The 21,398-nt window shown below is 61.9% G+C and carries 21 protein-coding genes and 1 pseudogene; 17 read left to right on the plus strand and 5 right to left on the minus strand.

What is annotated here, in order from left to right:
• Positions 1-68 precede the first annotated feature (68 nt).
• The 3 genes and pseudogenes from AC07Y9_RS09355 to AC07Y9_RS09365 all read left to right on the plus strand — a co-directional run.
• Positions 69-389, plus strand: a pseudogene (locus tag AC07Y9_RS09355) (type II toxin-antitoxin system RelE/ParE family toxin); the annotation flags it as partial.
• 7 nt (positions 390-396) lie between these two features.
• Entirely contained in the window at positions 397-711 is a 315-nt protein-coding gene (locus tag AC07Y9_RS09360) for a helix-turn-helix domain-containing protein (RefSeq protein WP_037004383.1), read from the plus strand.
• Between the two features lie 61 nt (positions 712-772).
• Positions 773-1,669 carry a peptidoglycan DD-metalloendopeptidase family protein gene (locus AC07Y9_RS09365; protein WP_007928535.1) on the plus strand — a complete coding sequence of 299 codons (897 nt, stop codon included), beginning with the start codon at positions 773-775 and terminating at the stop codon, positions 1,667-1,669.
• A gap of 250 nt (positions 1,670-1,919) precedes the next feature.
• On the opposite strand, the gene AC07Y9_RS09370 is transcribed toward AC07Y9_RS09365, so the two are convergent.
• The 3 genes from AC07Y9_RS09370 to phoB form a co-directional block, all read right to left on the minus strand.
• Positions 1,920-3,260 carry a hemolysin family protein gene (locus tag AC07Y9_RS09370; protein WP_009051600.1) on the minus strand — a complete coding sequence of 447 codons (1,341 nt, stop codon included), beginning with the start codon at positions 3,258-3,260 and terminating at the stop codon, positions 1,920-1,922.
• A 116-nt stretch (positions 3,261-3,376) separates the two neighbouring features.
• Positions 3,377-4,669 carry a phosphate regulon sensor histidine kinase PhoR gene (gene phoR / locus AC07Y9_RS09375; protein ID WP_219735118.1) on the minus strand — a complete coding sequence of 431 codons (1,293 nt, stop codon included), beginning with the start codon at positions 4,667-4,669 and terminating at the stop codon, positions 3,377-3,379.
• A gap of 80 nt (positions 4,670-4,749) precedes the next feature.
• Complete coding sequence (phoB, locus tag AC07Y9_RS09380; RefSeq protein ID WP_007896474.1) at positions 4,750-5,439, minus strand: phosphate regulon transcriptional regulator PhoB; 690 nt, start codon at positions 5,437-5,439, stop codon at positions 4,750-4,752.
• Between the two features lie 151 nt (positions 5,440-5,590).
• Between phoB and AC07Y9_RS09385 the strand changes: the two genes are divergently transcribed.
• The gene (locus AC07Y9_RS09385; protein ID WP_097134626.1) at positions 5,591-5,974 is read left to right on the plus strand and encodes a COG4315 family predicted lipoprotein; all 384 of its coding nucleotides are present in this window, start codon (positions 5,591-5,593) and stop codon (positions 5,972-5,974) included.
• 69 nt (positions 5,975-6,043) lie between these two features.
• Here AC07Y9_RS09385 and ubiA read toward each other — a convergent pair whose 3' ends face one another.
• Positions 6,044-6,934: a 4-hydroxybenzoate octaprenyltransferase gene (ubiA, locus tag AC07Y9_RS09390; RefSeq protein WP_102680259.1), complete on the minus strand. Its 891-nt coding sequence runs from the start codon at positions 6,932-6,934 to the stop codon at positions 6,044-6,046.
• A complete protein-coding gene (locus AC07Y9_RS09395) occupies positions 6,934-7,497 on the minus strand; it encodes a chorismate--pyruvate lyase family protein (RefSeq protein ID WP_102680260.1) in 564 nt (187 codons plus the stop codon). Before AC07Y9_RS09395 ends, ubiA begins: the two co-directional genes overlap by 1 nt.
• Positions 7,498-7,713: 216 nt before the next feature.
• Here AC07Y9_RS09395 and AC07Y9_RS09400 point away from each other — a divergent pair, with 216 nt between their 5' ends.
• The 13 genes from AC07Y9_RS09400 (at position 7,714) to tssH (ending at position 21,393) form a co-directional block, all read left to right on the plus strand.
• Positions 7,714-7,881, plus strand: coding sequence for a rubredoxin (locus AC07Y9_RS09400; RefSeq protein WP_007930291.1), 168 nt, complete (start codon positions 7,714-7,716; stop codon positions 7,879-7,881).
• A gap of 38 nt (positions 7,882-7,919) precedes the next feature.
• Entirely contained in the window at positions 7,920-9,068 is a 1,149-nt protein-coding gene (locus AC07Y9_RS09405; RefSeq protein ID WP_102680261.1) for an NAD(P)/FAD-dependent oxidoreductase, read from the plus strand.
• 188 nt (positions 9,069-9,256) lie between these two features.
• Positions 9,257-9,532, plus strand: coding sequence for an HU family DNA-binding protein (locus tag AC07Y9_RS09410; protein ID WP_003213368.1), 276 nt, complete (start codon positions 9,257-9,259; stop codon positions 9,530-9,532).
• Between the two features lie 629 nt (positions 9,533-10,161).
• Positions 10,162-11,718 (plus strand): type VI secretion system protein TssA, encoded by a 1,557-nt coding sequence (gene tssA / locus AC07Y9_RS09415; RefSeq protein WP_102680262.1) that lies wholly within the window; start codon positions 10,162-10,164, stop codon positions 11,716-11,718.
• A 33-nt stretch (positions 11,719-11,751) separates the two neighbouring features.
• A complete protein-coding gene (gene tssB, locus AC07Y9_RS09420) occupies positions 11,752-12,255 on the plus strand; it encodes a type VI secretion system contractile sheath small subunit (protein ID WP_007930286.1) in 504 nt (167 codons plus the stop codon).
• 29 nt (positions 12,256-12,284) lie between these two features.
• Positions 12,285-13,760, plus strand: a complete 1,476-nt coding sequence (gene tssC / locus AC07Y9_RS09425; RefSeq protein ID WP_007930285.1) for a type VI secretion system contractile sheath large subunit — start codon at positions 12,285-12,287, stop codon at positions 13,758-13,760.
• A 14-nt stretch (positions 13,761-13,774) separates the two neighbouring features.
• A complete protein-coding gene (gene tssE / locus AC07Y9_RS09430) occupies positions 13,775-14,182 on the plus strand; it encodes a type VI secretion system baseplate subunit TssE (protein WP_007930282.1) in 408 nt (135 codons plus the stop codon).
• Positions 14,183-14,192: 10 nt separating this feature from the next.
• Entirely contained in the window at positions 14,193-14,696 is a 504-nt protein-coding gene (locus AC07Y9_RS09435; protein WP_102680263.1) for a PAAR domain-containing protein, read from the plus strand.
• Positions 14,697-14,700: 4 nt separating this feature from the next.
• Positions 14,701-15,552 carry a hypothetical protein gene (locus AC07Y9_RS09440; RefSeq protein WP_007930279.1) on the plus strand — a complete coding sequence of 284 codons (852 nt, stop codon included), beginning with the start codon at positions 14,701-14,703 and terminating at the stop codon, positions 15,550-15,552.
• On the plus strand, positions 15,549-15,917 hold the full coding sequence (locus AC07Y9_RS09445; protein WP_102690437.1) for a hypothetical protein: 369 nt from the start codon (positions 15,549-15,551) through the stop codon (positions 15,915-15,917). Before AC07Y9_RS09440 ends, AC07Y9_RS09445 begins: the two co-directional genes overlap by 4 nt.
• Before the next feature lie 51 nt (positions 15,918-15,968).
• Positions 15,969-17,756 carry a type VI secretion system baseplate subunit TssF gene (gene tssF, locus AC07Y9_RS09450; RefSeq protein ID WP_007930278.1) on the plus strand — a complete coding sequence of 596 codons (1,788 nt, stop codon included), beginning with the start codon at positions 15,969-15,971 and terminating at the stop codon, positions 17,754-17,756.
• The gene (gene tssG, locus AC07Y9_RS09455) at positions 17,720-18,727 is read left to right on the plus strand and encodes a type VI secretion system baseplate subunit TssG (RefSeq protein WP_007930277.1); all 1,008 of its coding nucleotides are present in this window, start codon (positions 17,720-17,722) and stop codon (positions 18,725-18,727) included. The genes tssF and tssG overlap by 37 nt, the downstream gene beginning before the upstream one ends.
• Before the next feature lie 11 nt (positions 18,728-18,738).
• Entirely contained in the window at positions 18,739-21,393 is a 2,655-nt protein-coding gene (gene tssH, locus AC07Y9_RS09460) for a type VI secretion system ATPase TssH (protein ID WP_102681498.1), read from the plus strand.
• The last annotated feature ends 5 nt before the right edge of the window (positions 21,394-21,398 follow it).

A 21,398-nucleotide genomic window follows, 5' to 3' on the forward strand; every position in this document is an offset into this window, starting at 1 on the left:
CAACCCGGTCGCGCGCTGTGGCGGTCGGGTTGTTTAACCTCTCTGGGGTCAGTAACGGGAGAGGTTCGATGCCTAGGCACAAGGATGTGGTGTTTGTCGGGAGCGCGCTCCGGGACCTCCGGGCTTTTCCGCTGGATGCGCGAAGGGCCGCGGGTTTTCAGCTGGATCTGTTGCAGCAGGGCGAGCCGCCCTATGACTGCCGGTCGATGAAAACCGTGGGGCCGGGGGTGTTCGAGATCAGGATCAGTGAGGATTCAGGAGCGTTTCGGGTGTTTTACGTGGCCAACCGGCCCGCGGCCATTTATGTGCTGCACGCCATGCGCAAGACCACCCGCAAGACCGAAGCGCGGGACATCGAGCTGGCTCGGGCCAGACTTCAGGAGATAAGTGCACGCCATGACCGATCACATGCATACCGAGCGTTTCGCCAGTGTCTGGGACGCGCTCGAAGGTTCGCCCCAGGAAGCCGCCAATATGCGCCTGCGCTCCAAGCTCATGCTGGAGCTGGGCAAGACCATCAAGGCCTGGGGTGTTTCGCAGAAGGAGGCCGCCAGGCGGCTCAATATCACCCAGCCGCGGCTCAACGACGTGCTCAGCGGCAAGATCAACAAGTTTTCCCTGGATGCGCTGGTCAACCTCTCCGACGCCGCGCACCTGGGGGTCGATATCAGTTTCAGTCCGTCGGCAATGGAACCTCTGGTGCAGGGTTGATTCATACAAAGTCCACGTCGGGCTGCTAGCCTGACGTCAGGCTTTCCTCAGAATCTTGCCCATGTTCATGCACCTACTGTTTTCCTGCGGTCTGTTGCTGGCTGCCACCTCGGCCATGGCCATGACCATCTACAAGTCCACCGACGCCAACGGCGTGGTGTCCTACAGCGACCGTCCGTCGCCGGGCGCCCAGGTGTTCGTGTTTCGCGATCGCATGGTCGAGCACCTGGAACGCCAGGTGCGTCTGGACGTCGAGAAGAGCTGGGGCGTGGACAGCGTCTTTGTGCGTAACGACCTGTATGCGCCGGTGGAGATCGAGCTGGGGTTTACCGGCCTGAAGAACATCCGCAGTGCCCCCAGGCAGCCGATTCGCCGGGTACTGCCGGCCCGCAGCCGACAGCGCCTGGCGCAGCTCACGGCCATGCAGGCGGGCAAGCCGCTGATCTATGTCCCGCAGTTTCGTTACTCCCTGGGCGACCCTGCGGGCGCCGCCCAGGCCTATCGTTACCCGCTGCCCTGGCGTGGCGGCCCCTTTCGCCTGACCCAGGGCGCCAACGGCCGGTACAGCCATTTCGGCCCCAAGAGCCGCTATGCCATGGACATCGCCATGCCCGAGGGCACGCCGATCATCGCGGCGCGTGGCGGGGTGGTGGTGAAGACCGAGAACCGTCAGAGCGGGCGCGGCACCGACCCTTCCGGCAATTTCGTGCGGGTGTTGCACAACGACGGCACCATGGGGGTGTACCTGCACCTCAAGCGCGGCTCGGTAAGCGTGCGTGAAGGCCAGCGGGTCGTGGTGGGCAGCCCGCTGGCGTTGTCGGGCAACACCGGCAACAGCAGCGGCCCGCACCTGCACTTCGTGGTGCAGCGCAATACGGGGCTGGGGCTGGTGTCGATTCCCTATCAGTTCAACCAGCCCATCGGTAGCCTGCCGAATTTCGCGCTGGGCAAAAAGTAGCCATGTAGCCGCTGCCGAAGGCTGCGATAAGGCCGAAGGCCTTCAGCGATCTCAAGAGCCTGCGCCCGCTTCGTCGGAGTGCCGCCCAGGTCGATCGCAGCCTTCGGCAGCGGCTACAGGATGATCGGCGGAGCAGGTGATAATCGGGGGGAGGGGATCGCGAGCAATCGAGCCTCGACCGGCTGCTCCTACAGATGAACGCGGTTCATTGTAGGAGTGAGCTTGCTCGCGATGAGGTGTCAGACCGTGCTCAATCGAGCATCAACACCTTGGCCAGGACGATTTTCGGGCCTTTCATCTTCTTGATGATGATGCGCAGGCCTTCGACCTCCATGACCTCTTCTTCTTCCGGTACCCGTTTCAGGGTCTCGTAGACCAGGCCGGCGAGGGTTTCGGCCTCGATATGGTCCAGGTCGATGCCCAGCAGGCGCTCCACCTTGAACAGCGGGGTATCGCCGCGCACCAGCAACTTGCCGGGCTGGTAGGCGAGGATGCCGCGCTCGGCCTTGCGGTGTTCGTCCTGGATATCGCCGACCAGCACTTCCAGCACGTCTTCCATGGTCAGGTAGCCGATGATCTTGCCGTCGGCTTCTTCCACCAGGGCGAAGTGCGAACCGCCTTTACGGAACTGTTCCAGCAGCTGCGACAGCGGCATGTGCCGGGAAACGCGCTCCAGCGGGCGGGTCAGCTCGGCCAGGTTGAACGATTCGGGGATGTGGTCCAACGCCGCCAGTTCCAGCAGCAGGTCCTTGATGTGCAGCAGGCCGACGAACTCGTTGCGCTCGCTGTCGTAGACCGGGTAGCGGCTGAACTTGTGGCGACGGAACAGGGCGAGGATCTGCTTCAGCGGCGCGTTGAATTCCACGCTGATCAGGTCTTCCCGGGAGTTGGCCCAGTCCACCACTTCCAGCTCGCCCATTTCCACGGCCGAGGCCAGTACGCGCATGCCCTGGTCGCTGGGGTCCTGGCCCCGGCTGGAGTGCAGGATCAGCTTCAGTTCTTCGCGGCTGTAGTGGTGCTCGTGATGCGGGCCGGGCTCGCCCTGGCCGGCGATGCGCAGGATGGTGTTGGCGCTGGCGTTGAGCAGGTAGATCGCCGGGTACATCAACCAGTAGAACAGGTACAGCGGCACCGCCGTCCACAGCGACAGCAGCTCGGGCTTGCGGATGGCCCAGGACTTGGGTGCCAGTTCGCCGACCACGATGTGCAGGTAGGAAATGATGAAGAAGGCGGTAAAGAACGACACGCCCTTGACCACCTCCGGCGAGTCCACGCCCACGGCGCTGAGCAGCGGCGCCAGCAAATGCGCGAAGGCCGGCTCACCGACCCAGCCCAGGCCGAGGGAGGCCAGGGTGATCCCCAGCTGGCACGCGGAAAGGTAGGCATCCAGCTGGCTGTGGACGGTGCGCAGGATCTGCCCGCGCCAGCCGTTCTTGTGGGCGATGGCCTCGACCCGGGTCGAGCGCAGTTTGACCATGGCGAACTCGGCGGCTACGAAAAAGCCGTTGAGCAGAACCAGGAGCAGTGCAAAAAGAATCATGCCGAAGTCGGCGAAAAGAGACGCGAGGGTAAAACCAGGGGAAGGGTCCATGATGGAGTTTTGCGGGTTCCGTGTATTCGAAAAAGAGAGAAATGCGCGGCGCGATAGCAGGCGCAAGCCAGCCAATGTAGCGGCTGGCAGGGCGATTGCCTAGTGGCGCGTGGCTGTCACCGCTGGTCGGTCAGGGTGTCGGCACGCAATCTTTTCACCTGGGCCGGGGCGAAATGGCAGGTAAAAGTGCTGCCGTGGCCCGGTACGCTGCTGATCTCCAGGCGCGCCCGATGGCGCAGCAGCACATGCTTGACGATGGCCAGGCCCAGGCCGGTGCCGCCGGTGTTGGAGTTGCGGCTGGAGTCGACCCGGTAGAAGCGTTCGGTCAGGCGTGGCAAGTGCTTGCTGTCGATGCCGATCCCCGAATCCTGCACGCTCAGGTGCGCGCCTTGCTCGTCGCCCCACCAGCGGATGCGGATGTTGCCCTCGGCCGGGGTGTATTTCACGGCGTTGAACACCAGGTTGGAAAAGGCGCTGCGCAGTTCCGCTTCGCTGCCCTTGAGCAGGACCTGCGCGTCGGCTTCCAGGGTGATGCGCTGGTTGCGTTCACCGGACAGCGCCTGGGCATCGCTCTTGATCGACTGCAGCAGCACGTCGATCGGCACCGGCTGGTTGTCCGACGGGTAGTCGGTGGCTTCCAGCTTGGCCAACAGCAGCAGGTCGTTGAGCAGGGTCTGCATGCGCCCGCCTTGCTGCTGCATCTGCTGCAGGGCGCGGTTCCAGCGCGGGTTCACTTCCTCGACGTTGTCGAGCAGGGTTTCCAGGTAGCCGCAGATCACCGTCAGCGGCGTGCGCAGCTCGTGGGAGACGTTGGCGATGAAGTCTTTGCGCATCTGTTCCAGCTGGTGGATGCGGGTCACGTCGCGCACCAGCATCAGGTGTTCGTTGTTGCCGTAGCGGGTGATGTACAGCTGGATACGGACCCGGTCATTGGTCGGCGAGGGGATTTCCAGCGGCTCGTTGTAATTGTCCTGCTCGAAATACTCCTTGAAGCGTGGATGGCGCACCAGGTTGGTCACCGGCTGGCCGCTGTCCTGCGGGGTCTTCAGGCCCAGCAGGGTTTCCGCGGCGCGGTTCCACCATTCCAGGTTGCCGTCGCTGTCGAGCATGATCACTGCGTCTTTCAGCGCCGCGGTGGACTCCTGGACCCGGTCGATCACCGCTTGCAGGCGCCCGCGCACCCGTTGGTCGCGGCGTTGCAGGTGGTAGATGCTGTCGAACACCTCGCCCCACAGGCCGTAGCCATCGGGCGGTGCTTCATCGGGTTGGTGCAGGCGCAGCCATTCGTGCAGGCGCAACAGTTGCTTGAGGGTCCAGGCCAGGTAGATCCCCAGGCCGATGGCCAGGCTCCAGCCGTAGTAACCGCTGATCAGGCCCACCAGCAGGCAGCCGGTGACCAACAGCAGCATGTGGCGAATCAGGGTGCCATGCCAGTTCTGGTTCACTTAACACGCGTCCTTGTAAGCGTCTGGCGAATAAGGGGCCGGCTTCAGGCCTTGGTGGAAAAACGGTAGCCGGTGCCGCGCACGGTTTGTACCAGATTCTCGTAGGCATCGCCCAAGGCTTTGCGCAGGCGGCGGATATGCACGTCGACGGTACGCTCTTCGACATAGACGTTGCCGCCCCAGACCTGGTCCAGCAACTGGCCACGGGTGTAGGCGCGTTCCTGGTGGGTCATGAAAAATTGCAGCAGGCGGTATTCGGTCGGGCCCATCTCGGCCGGTTTGCCGTCGATGGTCACGCGGTGGCTGATCGGGTCCAGCAACAGGCCGCCGACTTCGATCGGTGCCTCGCCGTCGGTCGGGCCAGCGCGGCGCAGCACGGCCTTGAGGCGCGCGACCAGCTCGCGAGGGGAGAATGGCTTGGTGATGTAGTCGTCGGCGCCGACTTCCAAGCCCTGGATCTTATTGTCCTCTTCGCCCTTGGCGGTGAGCATGATGATCGGGATGTCACCGGTCAGCTCATCGCGTTTCAGGCGCCGGGCCAACTCGATGCCGGAGGTGCCGGGCAGCATCCAGTCGAGCAGGATCAGGTCGGGCTTGCGGTCGACGATGATGGCATGGGCCTGCTGGGAGTTCTCCGCCTCCAGGCAGTCGTAGCCGGCCATTTCCAACGCAACGGCGATCATTTCGCGAATGGGCGCTTCGTCGTCAACGATCAGAATGCTCCTGCCAACCATGCTTAATCCTCTTGTCATTTAACTGTCTTGCGCCGCATTAGATAACGGAATTATTGCAGTCGTGTGACAGTATTTTAGGTGCTGGTGCGAGGGCTGCATTCGTGGACTAAGCTTTGGGTCCGAATCCTGACAACCACCAAAGAAGGTTTCCATGACTCAACTCACGCAATCCTGGAAAGCCCTGTTGCTGAGCGCTGCGCTGGCCCTGCCGGGGCTGGCGTTCGCTGCGGAACCGGCGATGACCAAAGACGGTATGTTCGTCGACCACAAGGGCATGACCTTGTACACCTTTGCCAAGGACAGCGGCGGCAAGTCCATGTGCAACGACAAGTGCGCCGCCAACTGGCCGCCGCTGATGGCCGCGAGCGGTGACAAGGCGATGGGCGAGTGGACCGTTATCAAGCGTGACGACGGCTCCATGCAGTGGGCCTACGACGGCAAGCCGCTGTACACCTTCGTGATGGACAAGAAAGCCGGTGACATGACCGGCGACGGCAAGATGGATGGCGCCTGGAAAGTGGCCAAGCCTGATTGACCTTGGTGCTTTCATCGCGGGCCAGCCTCGCTCCTACGTAGGAGCGAGGCTGGCCCGCGATAACGATCTTCAGCGAACGGCGTAATCCACGACTATCCCCAGGAAAATCGCCAACCCCGCCCAGTGGTTATGCAGGAAGGCCTTGAAGCACTTCATCCGGTCGCGATCGCGGGTGTACCAGAACTCCCAGGCAAAACACCCGGCCGCCACCAGCAGGCCCAGGTGGAACCAGATACCCATCTCGAAACGCGCACCCGCCAGCAGCAGGCACACCAGCGCCAGGCCCTGCAGGGTCAGGATGATTACCCGGTCGGCTTCGCCGAACAGGATCGCGGTGGATTTCACCCCGATCTTCAGGTCGTCGTCGCGGTCGGTCATTGCGTAATAGGTGTCATAACCCACGGTCCACAGCAGGTTGGCGATGTACAGCAACCAGGCGGTGGCCGGCAGCTCGCCGGTCTCGGCGGTAAAGGCCATCGGGATGCCCCAGGAGAACGCTGCGCCCAGCACCACTTGCGGGTAATAGGTGTAACGCTTCATGAAGGGGTAGCTGGCCGCCAGGGCCAGGCCGCCCAGCGACAGCCAGATGGTCGTCGCGTTGGTGCACAGCACCAGCAGGAAGCTGATGAACATCAGCACGGCGAAGAACACCAGGGCTTCCCTGGAGCTGATCTTGCCGCTGACTAGTGGGCGCTGTTCGGTGCGCTTCACATGGCCGTCGACCTTGCGGTCGGCCCAGTCGTTGATCACGCAGCCGCCGGCCCGGGTGAGGGTTACGCCAAGGACGAAAATCACGATATTGGCCAGCGATGGCGAGCCTTCGCCGGCAATCCACAGGGCCCAGAGGGTCGGCCAGAGCAGCAGGTAGATGCCGATCGGCTTGTCCATGCGGGTCAGCTGGATAAAGTCCCAGGCGCGCGGATTCAGGCGGTTGAGGGATTTGAGCAGGCTCTGATACATCAGCGGTTCTCCGGCTGGGCGCCGACGGCGCTCCACAGGGACGGCAGGAAGATTTCGGCGACCAGCACGCTCAGGGCTGCGCGATCGAAGCGCGAACGGCGGGCCCAGAGATCGTCGGCCTGCACCTCGTCGGGCAGCCATGGGCGTGGGTAATGGCAGACCTCGATGGGGCGGCGCTGAAAGGCCTGGTCACAGAACAGCAGTTCGCCCAGGGAGCGGCTGCCCAACTCGTCCATGTTCAGCCCGCCGTCCTGCAGGGCACTGCGGGCCGCCACGCTGCGGGCGAATACCCAGGCCTGGCCGTGACCGCGCAGATACACCTCGCGTACCCAGCCCTGGCTGCCTGGCTGCAGGTCCAGCGCGGCGCATTCGTCGGCGCGCAGGGGCTGCCAGCCCTCGACCAGCGGCGTCACGCTGAAGCCGTCGCTGGAGAGACGGGTCAGGCGCCGGGTCAGCGAACCTTCATCGAACAGCCAGTCGAGGGTCTGTGCGTCGGGGAGGGGCGTCAGCCGGCTTTGCGAGAGCCAGTCCGGGGTGGAAAATGCAGAGATTGAGTGCGGCACAGTGGGTCATTATTGGCAGCAAATGAGGCCGCGAGCTTAGCATGGCGCCAGGCGATTTTGCCGCAATGGAGCGGCCGCCCGCAGCGAACGTGCTTGCATCCGTCGGTGCTCATCAGTACAAAACGCGCTGGGCCGGACGCGCCCCCTGGCGTCATCCAGAGTCGATTCATCGACCATCCTGCCGGCAACAGCCTGAGAACCTGAGGAAACGCGTAAATGAAAAAGTGGCAATGTGTGGTCTGCGGCCTGATCTACAACGAAGCCGATGGCTGGCCGGACGACGGAATCTTGCCCGGTACCCGCTGGGAAGACGTGCCTGAAGACTGGCTCTGCCCGGATTGCGGCGTCGGCAAAATGGATTTCGAAATGATCGAAATCGGCTGATCACACCCTGTGATCCCCTGAACCTGAAGGAGTAAGGAATGAACGCACCTGTCGTCATCGTGGGCACCGGGCTGGCCGGCTACAACCTGGCCCGGGAGTTTCGCAAGCTCGATAGCGAAACGCCGCTGCTGCTGATCACCGCCGATGACGGGCGTTCCTATTCCAAGCCGATGCTTTCCACCGGCTTCGGCAAGAACAAGGAAGCCGACGGCCTGAGCATGGCCGAGCCCGGCGCCATGGCTGAGCAGTTGAAGGCCGAGGTGCGCACCCATACCCGCATCAGCGGCATCGACCCTGGCCACAAGCGCCTGTGGATTGGTGAAGAAGCGGTGAACTATCGCGACCTGATCCTCGCCTGGGGCGCGGAAACCGTGCGCGTACCGGTGGAGGGTGATGCCGGCGACCTGATCTTCCCGATCAACGATCTGGAAGACTACGCGCGCTTTCGCGCGGCCGCGGCCGGCAAGCGCCGGGTGTTGCTGCTGGGCGCCGGTCTGATCGGCTGCGAGTTCGCCAACGACCTGATCCTCGGCGGTTATGCAGTGGACCTGGTGGCGCCTTGCGAGCAGGTCATGCCGACGTTGCTGCACCCTGCGGCCGCCGCCGCGGTGCAGGCCGGGCTGGAAAGCCTGGGCGCGCGCTTCCACCTGGGGCCGGTACTCAATCGCTTGCAGCGCACGGCGGATGGCCTCGAGGCGCACCTGTCCGACGGTGAGGTGATTGCCTGCGACCTGGTGGTGTCGGCGATCGGCCTGCGTCCGCGTATCGACCTGGCCGCCGCCGCGGGGTTGATGGTCAACCGTGGAGTGGTGGTGGACCGGCATCTCAAGACCTCCCACGCCAACATTTATGCCTTGGGCGACTGCGCCGAGGTCGATGGGCTGAATCTGTTGTACGTCATGCCCCTCATGAGTTGTGCGCGAGCGCTGGCGCAGACCCTGGCGGGTAACCCGACGGCAGTCAGCTACGGCCCGATGCCGATCACCGTGAAAACCCCGGTCTGCCCGCTGGTGGTTTCGCCACCGCCACGCGGCCTGGAGGGCGTGTGGACGGTCGAAGGGCAGGGCGCCGACATCAAGGCGCTGTGCCGCGATGCCAGCGGCAAACTGCTGGGCTATGCGCTGACCGGGGCCGCGGTCATGGACAAACTGGCCCTGAACAAAGAGCTTCCCGGCTTGTTGGCCTAAATACCGGTCGTTCTGTCGGAATAATCATGTGTTTGCCACTACAAAGGTCGCGCAGAGACTGGCGCCACTCCTAACTGCGTGCCATCCTCACACCCGTCTGCCGCAGAGTAGAGCCTGCGGCGCCTTGGGCGCTGTTCCGGAAGAACAGCACGGACATAACAACAAAAAACCGTCAAAGAGGCTTCACTATGCGTAAACCAGAACTCGCCGCTGCAATTGCTGAAAAAGCGGATCTGACCAAAGAACAAGCCAACCGCGTTCTCAATGCCGTTCTCGAAGAAATCACCGGCGCCCTGCATCGCAAAGACAGCGTCACCCTGGTAGGTTTTGGAACCTTCCTGCAGCGTCACCGTGGCGCCCGTACCGGCAAGAACCCGCAAACCGGTGAGCCGGTGAAGATCAAGGCCAGCAACACCGTAGCCTTCAAGCCAGGCAAATCGCTGAAAGACAGCGTCAATCCATAACTGTTGCGAACTCCCTCGATAGCAGGGAGAACCGTATTGAAAAATGGGCAAGCCGATAACTCGGATGCCCATTTTTTATGAATGATTGTTCGGCATATAAAGAATGGGAATGCATGCAGCAAGTTTCGCGAGGAACTACATCTGTATTGCTCAAAAAACATACAGGCTGTTTGATGGCAAACTATCGTCTTGAGTGCCATCATATTGGTGGCACTTTACAAAGTTAGAGGCGTCCGCGACTGCACTCTTTCATAAAAGTTCAGAATTAGGATTTATTTCCGTACCCGGCACTTTCGATTCTGTCTGGCATTACCCCTTAATCATTGAATCGCTCTCTGGTTTATATCGCGCAAGGCTCTGGCTCGCGGCTTCTGGCGTTGCTGGTTGGAATAGGGATTCAACTGGTTGTCTAGGGGGAAACCCTGCCATATATAAGGCAATCTCTTACGAACAGCCGATGACAGTTCGTCTTGTTGTTTGAGGGGATGCTTGCTAGTGGCCATCATACTGATTACGATGCGCGCTCTTGAAAGAGCAGGCTCAATTGGATGAGTACGCTCTTTGATACTGTCAAGCACGCGAAAAATGTCTCGCGGGCGTATAGACCGTAATCTCGAAAAAGGCCATGGATGTCCTACTCAAGTAAACTTTCTGCCCATTACCTCGAACTCGCCAAGGCCTCTGTTTCCAAAGAGAGTTTTGCGGGCGAGGACGTTCGCTTCTCCAGCGAATACGAGGCACTGGAAAGTGAGCTGGGCAAAGCCCAATCCATGCACGAAAGCGGTCAGATCGACTGGCTGAAAATCCTCGAAAACAGTGAAGCGCTGCTGCGTACCCAGTCCAAGGATCTGCGGGTGGCCGCCTGGCTCACCTGGGCCTTGTATCAGCGTGAATCCTTCCCCGGCCTGCTGGCCGGCCTTGGTCTTCTGCAGCACCTGTGCGAACAGCATTGGGCGCAGGTCCACCCCGCCAAGCTGCGTACCCGGGCTGCCGCCGTCGGCTGGCTGGTGCCGCGTCTTGAGCAGGTGCTGGGCGAAAACATCGCGATCAAGGAGCAGTTGCCGCTGTTCCGCCGCCTGGTGGAACACCTGGAAGGGCTCGATGCCGCGCTCACCGAGCATCTGGGTGACAACGCGCCCTTGCTGCTGCCGATCTGCCGGCGGCTGTCGACCATGGTCCAGCGCGCCGCCGACAATCAGCCAGAACCCGGCGCCGTGGGCGCGGTGGTGGCCCAGGTCAAGCAGGCCGCGACCCAGCTGTTCACGCCTGGCGCGCCGATCGACAACGAGAAGGAAGCGCAGAAGGCCCTGCGTGCGATGCAGGAAAACGCCCGCCCGCTGAGCGCCTGGTGGCTCAAGCAGAAGGCCACTGACGTACGCGCCCTGCGCCTGAACCGCACCATGCTGTGGTTGCCCATCGATGCCGTCCCGGAGCGCAACGCCGAGCAGATCACTGCGTTGCGCGGGCTGCCGGCCGACAAGCTCAAGACCTACCAGGAGCGTTTTGCCAATGGGCAATACGCCGACCTGTTGGTGGAGCTCGAAGCCAGCCTGGCCAGGGCGCCGTTCTGGTTCGACGGCCAGCGCATGGTCTGGGAATGCCTGCAGGGGCTGAACGCCGATCAGGCGATGCGCGAAGTGGAGTTTCACTTCGCGCTCCTGTTGCAGCGCCTGCCGGGGGTGGTTGAGTTGCGTTTCCACGACGGCGCGCCTTTCGCCGACCCGGCCACCCGCGGCTGGATCAGCGCCCACGTCATGCCCCATCTGCAAAGCGCCAGCGCGCCGCGCAAGGTCGAAGCGACCGCCAGCCAGCCGGCCTGGGAAGAAGCCCTCGAAGAGGTCTTGCCGATCCTGCGCAAGGACGGCCTCAAGGCCGCCGTGCAGGTCCTCAAGCAAGGCCTGCAGAACGCCCATGGCGGGCGGGTGAGGTTTTTCTGGCAGTTCAGCCTGGCGCGGCTGTGCTTCATGGCCAAGAAATACGAGCTGGCCAAGACCCAGCTCGAAACCCTCGATCAAGAATTACTGAGCTCGGGCCTGCATGCCTGGGAGCCGGATCTTGCGTTGGAAGTGCTGCACCTCCTGCATAGCTGCTGTGAGTTGTTGCCGCAGAACCACGCAGTGCGAGAACGCAAGGAAGAGATTTATCGCAGGCTGTGCCACCTCGACCTCGAAGTGGTACTCGAATAGGCCCCAGGGCCAACAACCGCAAGGAGAAAAGCCATGGCCAAAGAAGGCTCGGTAGCCCCCAAGGAACGCATCAACGTCACCTTCAAACCCGCCACCGGCGGTGCTCAGGAAGAGATTGAACTGCCGTTGAAGCTACTGGCAATCGGTGATTACACCCAGCGCGTGGACGAGCGCAAAGTGGAAGACCGCAAGCCGATCAGCATCGACAAAATGACGTTCGACGAAGTGCTGGCCAAGCAGGAGCTGAGCCTGACGCTGAGCGTGCCTAACCGTCTTCAGGAAGAGGGCGACACCGAAGAGCTGGCGGTCAAGCTGCGCGTCAACTCGATGAAGGACTTCAACCCGGCCAGCCTGGTCGAGCAAGTGCCTGAGCTGAAAAAACTGATGGAACTGCGCGACGCGCTGGTGGCCCTCAAGGGGCCGCTGGGTAACGCCCCTGCATTCCGTAAAGCCATCGAAGGTGTACTCGCCGACGACGAATCGCGCGGTCGTGTACTCGGTGAGCTGGGCCTGAACGCCGCAGCCACCGAAGCCTGAGTCTCCATCAGTCAAGGAAGCCAAACACTATGAGCACTAGTGCAGCACAACAGAAAAGCAACGAGAACGGCGAGTACAGCATTCTCGACAGCATCATCGCCGAAACCCGCCTGACTCCGGACGACGAAGCCTACGACATCGCCAAGCGCGGCGTGTCGGCCTTCATCGAAGAGCTGCTCAAGCCTCAGAACGATGGCGAGCCAGTCAAGAAGGCCATGGTTGACCGCATGATCGCCGAGATCGATGCCAAGCTCAGCCGCCAGATGGACGAAATCCTCCACCACGAAGACTTCCAGTCCCTGGAATCGGCCTGGCGTGGCCTGCAGTTGCTGGTCGACCGCACCAACTTCCGCGAAAACATCAAGATCGAAATCCTCAACGTCTCCAAGCAGGACCTGCTGGACGACTTCGAAGATTCGCCGGAAGTGATGCAGGCCGGCCTGTACAAGCACATCTACACCGCTGAATACGGCCAGTTCGGTGGCCAGCCGGTGGGCGCGATCATCGCCAACTACTTCATGTCGCCAAGCTCGCCTGACGTGAAGCTGATGCAGTACGTGTCCAGCGTTGCCTGCATGTCCCACGCGCCGTTCATCGCCGCGGCCGGTCCGAAATTCTTCGGCCTGGAAAGCTTCACCGGCCTGCCGGACCTGAAGGATCTGAAGGATCACTTCGAAGGTCCGCAATTCGCCAAATGGCAGAGCTTCCGCCAGTCGGAAGACTCGCGCTACATCGGCCTGACCGTACCGCGCTTCCTGCTGCGCAACCCGTACGATCCGGAAGAGAACCCGGTCAAGTCCTTCGTCTACAAGGAAACCGTTGCCAACAGCCACGAGCATTACCTGTGGGGCAACACCGCGTACGCGTTCGGTACCAAGCTGACCGACAGCTTCGCCAAGTTCCGCTGGTGCCCGAACATCATCGGCCCGCAGAGCGGTGGCGCGGTGGAAGACCTGCCGCTGCACCACTTCGAAAGCATGGGCGAGATCGAAACCAAGATCCCGACCGAGGTACTGGTCAGCGACCGTCGTGAATACGAACTGGCCGAGGAAGGCTTCATCTCCCTGACCATGCGCAAAGGCAGCGACAACGCGGCGTTCTTCTCCGCAAGCTCGGTGCAGAAGCCGAAGTTCTTCGGCATCAGCGCCGAAGGCAAGGCTGCAGAGCTGAACTACAAGCTCGGCACCCAGCTGCCGTACATGATGATCGTCAACCGCCTGGCTCACTACCTCAAAGTGCTGCAGCGCGAGCAACTCGGTTCGTGGAAAGAGCGTACCGACCTCGAGCTGGAACTCAACAAGTGGATCCGCCAGTACGTCGCCGACCAGGAAAACCCGAGCGCCGAAGTGCGTGGCCGTCGTCCGCTGCGCGCTGCGCAGATCATCGTCAGCGATGTGGAAGGTGAGCCGGGCTGGTACCGCGTCAGCCTGAACGTGCGCCCGCACTTCAAGTACATGGGTGCCGATTTCACCCTGTCGCTGGTTGGCAAGCTGGACAAAGAGTAACCAGGAGCTAGGTCATGACCGGATACGGCAGCCTTTTCGAACGCCTGAGTGGCGAGGCCGACAAACGTGTCGGCTGGAGCCGCGAGGTTTCCGCCATGGCGTCGGTGGCTGCCCATCTGGGCAAGATGCTCAGCACCCGTGCGGGCAGCGTGCAGACGCTGTCCGATTACGGGTTGCCCGATCTCAACGACATGCGCCTGAGCCTGCACGACGCCCTGAGCCAGGCCCGCCTGGCCATCGAAAGCTTCATCGAAGCCTACGAGCCGCGTCTGAGCAATGTGCGTGTCGTTTCCCTGCCGCGCGATCACGACCAGCTCAAGCTGGCTTTCAATATCGAAGGCCTGCTTGAGGTGGACGGGTTCAAGCGCCAGGTCAGTTTTTCCGCGCGCCTGGATGGCAGCGGTCAGGTCAAGGTCAGTTAAGGAGACGAGGATGTCAGGTAAACCCGCAGCACGCGTCAGCGACCCCACCGCCTGCCCGCTCCCCGGCCACGCAACCAACCCGATCGCCGCCGGTTCCGGCGATGTGTTCTTCGACGGCCTCTCGGCCGCCCGCCAAGGCGATGCCTCGGCCTGTGGCGGCGCGATGTCCGGCGGCCTGGCGACTACCGTGCTGATCAATGGCAAGCCGGCGGCGACTGTCGGCTCGGTGGGCACCCACGGCAACACGGTCACGGCCGGCTCGGGGACGGTGATTATCGGCAATTCGCATTCGCCAGCGCAGTTTGTGCCGCCGTTGCCGGTAGTTATTCCCGGTGTTTTCAATCGAGTGTTTGCCTTTAAAACGGCCAGTGGGAAGGCGGTAGATGGGTTGAGTTACCGAATCACGTCCGAAAGTGGGATAGAAAAGTTCGGTACTGCACAGGCCGGAAAAACTGGCTGTTTTTCTACGGGGCAGAATCCTGAGGCTGTCTCGATTTTTGTAACGTCGGAGTAAGGCCTTGGAAACAATAGTTGAAGTCGATGGTGTGCCTTACACCTTTGTTACGGAAAATGGCACTACTGCATTAAGGCTGGATAATAAAACCACTGCCAGTAATGATACAAATCCTGCGGATCTGCATCTTCCAGATATCTGGTTGGTGACTCGTTCCAATGGCATGCCTTTATTTGCAGTGCGGCCTGATGTCTGTGATAAGCCATTTCGAATTTTAAGTGCTGATAAACTTTACGCTGAAAAGATTCAATGGTTTGAGCCGTTGGCTGACTTCTATCGTGAGCGGCTATGGGTAAATCCTAAGAGTAGTGTTGAAGGCTCGGAGGTGTACGATGCCTACAAACAGCACACATGGCAAACGATTATAGATTTTGCAATTGTTGACCGACCATCTTTTGTTTACTACAGAAATCTGCCAGGGGATTGGAAAAAGCAATCTGAAGGGGGCGCTAAATTTCTACTTTGCTTAGTCGAAGGTGATCCTTATTGGACTGACGGCCTGGGACAGATTCCATTTGCGGTGGATACCTTCCGGAAGTACTGGGAGGAAACCCGCGAGGTTGATGCCGCGATTCTGAAAACAGGTCAGACCGGACTCGACTGGGCTGATGGAACACTCGGTGGAAGTGACAATGGAAGTGAGAACGTATACGACAATTTCATAATCATAAGGGCATGTTTATGGGCGTCCGAAAACTTTGAATTGGTACTTGAGAAAAGGCCGATGAGTGCTCAGAGGTTCGGGCCTAGTGGGGCAACGGTGGCGAGTACAGTATTCAAGCCATCTTCAGCTACGCGACTGAAAACTTTGATTGATTCCGGCACATTGGCGAAATATAAAACGTGGAAGCCATGAAATTTAAAATCTTTGCGGGCGCTGTAGTTTATTTTTTGGCTGGTGTTTTGTATTTCTTTGTTCATGATTTTGGTGTTGCTTACTACAAAGAAAATATGGGCGGGTTTACAGACCGTGGAGCAGCGATAGGTGGTACTGCTGAGTTGACGTTTTATTTTTTTATTTTTGTTAACTTTGTTGTTTTTTTTGTACCGAAGATATATTTGAAAATTTTACTGTTGGTTTTGATGTTGGGTGTTGTGTTGTTCTATTTTCTTCCGGATAACCCGGTAAGGGCAATTGCATATGGTGGGCTTACGGCTTCTATGAGCGGGTTGGCGTTAGTTGCGCGATTGGTTGTGGAACGATGGGGCGGTTGGAATTGAAGTGCGTGCAGCTTTCGAACTAAAAAATTATTGATCAGACAGGTAACCCCCGTGTCCTTTAACCACTACTACCAAAGCGAACTCACCGCGCTGCGCCAGCTGGGTCGCCGTTTCGCCGAGCGTAGTCCGGCCCTGGCGCCGTTCCTGGGCCAGGCCGGGCGGGACCCGGATGTGGAGCGCCTGCTCGAAGGTTTCGCCTTTCTCACCGGTCGCCTGCGACAGAAGCTCGACGACGAGCTGCCGGAACTCAGCCACTCGCTGATGCACCTCTTGTGGCCGAACTACATGCGGCCGTTGCCGGCGTTCAGCATTTTGCAGTTCGACCCGCTGAAGCAGTCCGGGCCGGCCTTGCGCGTGGAGCGTGATACGCCGGTGGAGAGCAAGCCCATCGATGACGTGCGCTGCCGCTTCCGCACCTGCTACCCGACCGAAGTTCTGCCGCTGGACCTGACGGCGCTGAACTACTCGGTGAAAGGCGACGGCGCGCTGCTCAGCCTGCGCCTGGAGATGAGCTGCGACGGCCACCTCGGCGAGCTGAACCTCAGCCGCCTGCGCCTGCACCTGGCGGGCGAGCGCTACATCAGCCAGATGCTCTACCTGAGCCTGCTGCGCAACCTGGAAGGCATCGAGCTGGTGCCGCTGGGCATGGACGGCAAGCCGTTCCCGGGTGTCAGCGGCAATGCCATGTCGTTCAAGATGCCCGGCAACCGCGTGCAGCCGGTGGGCTTTGCCGAGGAAGAGGCGTTGATCCCGTATCCGCTGAACACCTTCCGCGGCTATCGCTACCTGCAGGAGTATTTCGCCTTCCAGGACAAGTTCCTGTTCGTCGACCTGAACGGCCTGGACCTGCTCAAGTCGCTGCCGGAGGACACCCTCAAGCAGCTGCACGGCCTGGAAGTGCGCTTCGACATCCGCAAGAGCGGCATCCAGCGCCTGCGGCCGACCCTGGACAACGTGAAGCTGTATTGCACGCCGATCGCCAACCTGTTCAAGCACGACGCCTTGCCGATCCGCCTCGACGGCAAGCAGGACGAGTACCTGCTGCTGCCGGCTGAGTACGACCTGGAAAACTGCGGCGTATTCTCGGTGGAAACCGTGACCGGCTGGAAGCCCGGCGGCCTGGGCTACCAGGAATACGTGCCGTTCGAATCCTTCGAGCACGACCCGAGTTTCGACGTCCCGCAAAGCCGCCCGCACTACAGCATCCGCCAGCGTTCCTCGCTGCTGCACGACGGTCTGGACACTTACCTGAGCTTCGGCATCCGCCACACCGAAGCCCACGAAACCCTGTCCATCGAGCTGACCTGCACCAACCAGAACCTGCCGCGCCGGCTCAAGCTCGGCGAGATCAACCAGGCGTGCGAGGAAACCCCGGAGTTCCTCAGTTTCCGCAACATCACCCCGGCCACCTCGAGCTACGCGCCACCGCTGAACCGCGACTTCCTGTGGAAGCTGATCAGCAACATGTCGCTCAACTATCTGTCGCTGGCCAACGTCGATGCGCTCAAGGTGATTCTCGAAACCTACGACTTGCCGCGCTACTACGACCAGCACCTGGAAAAGGTCAGCAAGCGCCTGCTGGGCGGGCTCAAGTCGATCCGCCACGAGCATGTCGACCGGTTGCATCGGGGCCTGCCACTGCGCGGTTTGCGCACCGAGCTGACCATCGATCCGGAAGGCTATATCGGTGAGGGCGACATGTTCGTCTTCGCCTCGGTTCTCAACGAGTTTTTCGCTCTTTACGCCAGTCTCAACTCGTACCACGAGCTGCGGGTAAAAAGTACACAGGGAGAGGTGTACCAATGGACACCACGTATGGGTCTACAGCCCCTGCTTTAAGTGGGCTGACCCGGGTCATTCGCGAGTACTCGCTGTTTCAGGCCGTGCTGCTGGTGGTGGACCGGCTGCGCGATTCCCACCCGGGCCTGAGCGAAGAGGATCTCTACGACCAGCTGGAATTCCAGGCCAATCCGAGCCTGGGTTTCCCTGGCAGCGACGTCGATCGCGTGGAGTTTTTCGAAGAGCACGGGCAGATGCGCGCGCGCCTGCGGTTCAACCTGATCGGGCTGTTCGGTTCCGGCTCGCCGCTGCCGGCGTTCTACGGTGAACAAGCCCTGGGCGACAGCGAAGACGGCAACCCGACCCGCAACTTCCTCGACCTGTTCCACCATCGCCTGCAACGGCTGATGCTGCCGATCTGGCGCAAGTACCGCTACCGCGCCAGCTTCAAGAGCGGCGCGCTCGACCCGTTTTCCGCCCAGCTGTTCGCCCTGATCGGCCTCGGCGGCGAGGACATCCGCAAGGCCAAGGAGCTGAACTGGAAGCGCCTGCTGCCGTACCTTGGCCTGCTCAGCCTGCGGGCCCACTCGGCGGCGCTGATCGAGGCCGTGCTGCGCTACTACTTCAAGCATGCGGACCTGGTGATTGAGCAGTGCATCGAGCGCCGGGTGGAGATTCTCGAAGAGCAGCGCAACCGCCTCGGCCGCGCCAATAGCCAGCTCGGCGAAGACCTGGTGCTGGGCGAACGGGTGCGCGACCGCAGCGGCAAGTTCCGCATCCATATCCGCCAGCTCGACTGGCAACGCTTCCACGAATTCCTGCCGATCGGTTTCGGCTACCAGCCGCTGTGCGCGCTGGTGCGGTTCACCCTGCGTGACCCGCTGGACTACGACATTCGCCTGGTCCTGCGCCAGGAGGAAATCCGCGAACTGCGCATCGGTGAGCAGAACGCCTGTCGCCTCGGGTGGACCAGTTGGCTCGGTCGCGAACGCGCGGACGGCGTGGTGACCCTGGGCAGCAAAATTCATTAAGGACAGATGACATGATCAACGTAGACCTGCAGCAACTGATCCAGGCGCTGGACGCCGAAACCCGCCGTGACCTGGAAAGCTCCGCCGAACGCTGCGTCGCCCGGGGCGGCAGCAAGATCCTGGTCGAAGACCTGCTGCTGGGCTTGCTGGAGCGTCCGCAAGGCTTGCTCGCACGCGCGTTGCAGGACGCCGAAGTGGATGCCGGCGAGCTGAGCGCGGCGCTGCAATCGCGGGTCGAGCACAGTGCCTCGCGCAACCCGGTGTTCGCCCCGGAGCTGGTGCAGTGGCTGCAGGACGCCTTGCTGGTGGCCAACCTCGAACTGGGCCAGAGCCAGGTCGAGCAGGCGGCGCTGATCCTCGCGCTGCTGCGCAACCCGATGCGTTACGCCGGTAGCCGTTACCAGCCGCTGCTGGCCAAGTTGAACACCGAGCGCCTGAAGGATTTCGCCCTGTCGCAGAAGGAAGAGCCGGCCAGCGGCAAGCCGGCGGCGCCGGGCGAATCGCTGTTGCAGCGCTTCACCCACAACCTGACCCAGCAGGCGCGCGAGGGCAAGCTTGACCCGGTGCTGTGCCGCGATGGCGCGATCCGCCAGATGGTCGACATCCTTGCCCGTCGCCGCAAGAACAACCCGATCGTGGTCGGCGAAGCCGGTGTCGGTAAGACCGCGGTGGTCGAAGGCCTGGCCTCGCGCATCGCCGCCGGTGAAGTGCCGCAAGTGCTCAAGGGCGTCGAGCTGCTGTCGCTGGACATGGGCCTGCTGCAAGCGGGCGCCAGCGTGAAGGGTGAGTTCGAGCGCCGCCTCAAGGGCGTGATCGACGAGGTCAAGGCTTCGCCTAAGCCGATCATTCTGTTTATCGACGAAGCCCACACCCTGATCGGCGCCGGTGGCAACGCCGGCGGTTCCGACGCGGCCAACCTGCTCAAGCCAGCCCTGGCCCGTGGCGAGCTGCGCACCATCGCCGCCACCACCTGGGCCGAGTACAAGAAGTACTTCGAGAAAGACCCGGCCCTGGCCCGTCGCTTCCAGCCGGTGCAGCTGCACGAGCCGACCGTCAGCGAGGCGGTGACCATCCTGCGTGGCCTGGCCCAGGTCTACGAGAAGAGCCACGGTATCTACCTGCGCGACGACGCAGTGGTGGCCGCGGCCGAACTGTCGGCCCGCTACCTGGCCGGCCGCCAGCTGCCGGACAAGGCGGTGGACGTGCTCGACACCGCCTGTGCCCGGGTGCGCATCAGCCTGGCGGCGGCGCCGGAGAGCCTGGAGCGCCTGCGTGGCGAACTGGCCGAAGGCGGCCGTCAGCGTCAGGCGTTGCGCCGCGATGCCGAAGCGGGCCTGGTGATCGACCAGGAAGCCCTGGACGCGCTGGAGGCCCGCCTGGCCGAAGCCGAGGCCGAGCAACAAGCCCTGGAAACTCTGTGGAGCGAACAGCGCACCCTGGCCGAGCGCCTGCTCGAACTGCGCCAGCAACTGGCCAAGGCTCGCGACGCGGCCAACCAGCTGCCGCGGGTGTCGGTGGAAGAAGACGCCGAAGGCACGGTGATCGAAACCCTCGCCGCTGAAGTGGAAGAAGGGCAGAGCGTCGAGGCGCTGGAAGCCGCGCTCAACGAAACCCATCGCGCCCTGAGCGATGCCCAGAGCCAGGAGCGCCTGGTCAGCTTCGAAGTCTGCCCGCGCCTGGTGGCCGAAGTGATCAGTGCCTGGACCGGCGTGCCGCTGGCGCAACTGGCCCGCGAGCACAACGCCAAGGTCGCGAGTTTCGCCACCGACCTGCGCGCGCGCATTCGTGGTCAGGAGCAGGCGGTGCATGCGCTGGACCGCTCGATGCGCGCCACCGCCGCCGGCCTGAACAAGCCGGACGCGCCGGTGGGCGTATTCCTGCTGGTGGGCCCGAGCGGCGTCGGCAAGACCGAAACCGCCCTGGCCCTGGCCGACCTGCTGTACGGCGGCGATCGCTTCATCACCACCATCAACATGTCCGAGTTCCAGGAGAAGCACACCGTGTCGCGCCTGATCGGTGCACCGCCAGGCTACGTCGGCTATGGCGAGGGCGGCATGCTCACCGAGGCGGTGCGGCAGAAACCCTATTCGGTGATTCTGCTCGACGAGGTCGAGAAAGCCGACCCGGACGTGCTCAACCTGTTCTATCAGATCTTCGACAAGGGCGTGGCCAACGACGGCGAAGGGCGCGAGATCGACTTCCGCAACACCCTGATCCTGATGACCTCGAACCTGGCCAGCGACCGCATCAGCGCGCTGTGCGAGAACGGCGAGCGGCCGAGCGCCGAGACCTTGGAAGAGACCATCCGCCCGGTGCTCAGCAAGCACTTCAAGCCGGCGCTGCTGGCGCGCATGCGCGTGGTGCCGTACTACCCGGTGGGCGGCCCGGTGCTGCGCGAGCTGATCGAAATCAAGCTGGGCCGTTTAGGTGAGCGCCTGAACCGTCGCCAGCTGGATTTCACTCACTGCCAGAACCTGGTCGACCACTTGGCCGAGCGTTGCACCCAGAGCGAAAGCGGCGCGCGCCTGATCGATCATCTGCTCGACCTGCACGTACTGCCGCTGGTGGCCGACCGCCTGCTGGACGCCATGGCCACCGGCGAGAACCTCAAGCGCGTGCACGCGACGCTCGACAGCAGCGGCGGCGTGACCTGCGAGTTCGCCTGAGGTGG

Source organism: Pseudomonas sp. GW456-L12, from assembly GCF_059424045.1.

Excerpts from the sequence above, each read along its gene's own strand:
- AC07Y9_RS09360 (WP_037004383.1), top strand. The coding sequence starts at position 397 with ATGACCGATCACATGCATACCGAGCGTTTCGCCAGTGTCTGGGACGCG.
- AC07Y9_RS09365 (WP_007928535.1), top strand. The coding sequence starts at position 773 with ATGTTCATGCACCTACTGTTTTCCTGCGGTCTGTTGCTGGCTGCCACC.
- AC07Y9_RS09370 (WP_009051600.1), bottom strand. The coding sequence starts at position 3,260 with ATGGACCCTTCCCCTGGTTTTACCCTCGCGTCTCTTTTCGCCGACTTC.
- phoR (WP_219735118.1), bottom strand. The coding sequence starts at position 4,669 with ATGCTGCTGTTGGTCACCGGCTGCCTGCTGGTGGGCCTGATCAGCGGT.
- phoB (WP_007896474.1), bottom strand. The coding sequence starts at position 5,439 with ATGGTTGGCAGGAGCATTCTGATCGTTGACGACGAAGCGCCCATTCGC.
- AC07Y9_RS09385 (WP_097134626.1), top strand. The coding sequence starts at position 5,591 with ATGACTCAACTCACGCAATCCTGGAAAGCCCTGTTGCTGAGCGCTGCG.
- ubiA (WP_102680259.1), bottom strand. The coding sequence starts at position 6,934 with ATGTATCAGAGCCTGCTCAAATCCCTCAACCGCCTGAATCCGCGCGCC.
- AC07Y9_RS09400 (WP_007930291.1), top strand. The coding sequence starts at position 7,714 with ATGAAAAAGTGGCAATGTGTGGTCTGCGGCCTGATCTACAACGAAGCC.
- AC07Y9_RS09405 (WP_102680261.1), top strand. The coding sequence starts at position 7,920 with ATGAACGCACCTGTCGTCATCGTGGGCACCGGGCTGGCCGGCTACAAC.
- AC07Y9_RS09410 (WP_003213368.1), top strand. The coding sequence starts at position 9,257 with ATGCGTAAACCAGAACTCGCCGCTGCAATTGCTGAAAAAGCGGATCTG.
- tssA (WP_102680262.1), top strand. The coding sequence starts at position 10,162 with ATGTCCTACTCAAGTAAACTTTCTGCCCATTACCTCGAACTCGCCAAG.
- tssB (WP_007930286.1), top strand. The coding sequence starts at position 11,752 with ATGGCCAAAGAAGGCTCGGTAGCCCCCAAGGAACGCATCAACGTCACC.
- tssC (WP_007930285.1), top strand. The coding sequence starts at position 12,285 with ATGAGCACTAGTGCAGCACAACAGAAAAGCAACGAGAACGGCGAGTAC.
- tssE (WP_007930282.1), top strand. The coding sequence starts at position 13,775 with ATGACCGGATACGGCAGCCTTTTCGAACGCCTGAGTGGCGAGGCCGAC.
- AC07Y9_RS09435 (WP_102680263.1), top strand. The coding sequence starts at position 14,193 with ATGTCAGGTAAACCCGCAGCACGCGTCAGCGACCCCACCGCCTGCCCG.
- AC07Y9_RS09445 (WP_102690437.1), top strand. The coding sequence starts at position 15,549 with ATGAAATTTAAAATCTTTGCGGGCGCTGTAGTTTATTTTTTGGCTGGT.
- tssG (WP_007930277.1), top strand. The coding sequence starts at position 17,720 with ATGGACACCACGTATGGGTCTACAGCCCCTGCTTTAAGTGGGCTGACC.
- tssH (WP_102681498.1), top strand. The coding sequence starts at position 18,739 with ATGATCAACGTAGACCTGCAGCAACTGATCCAGGCGCTGGACGCCGAA.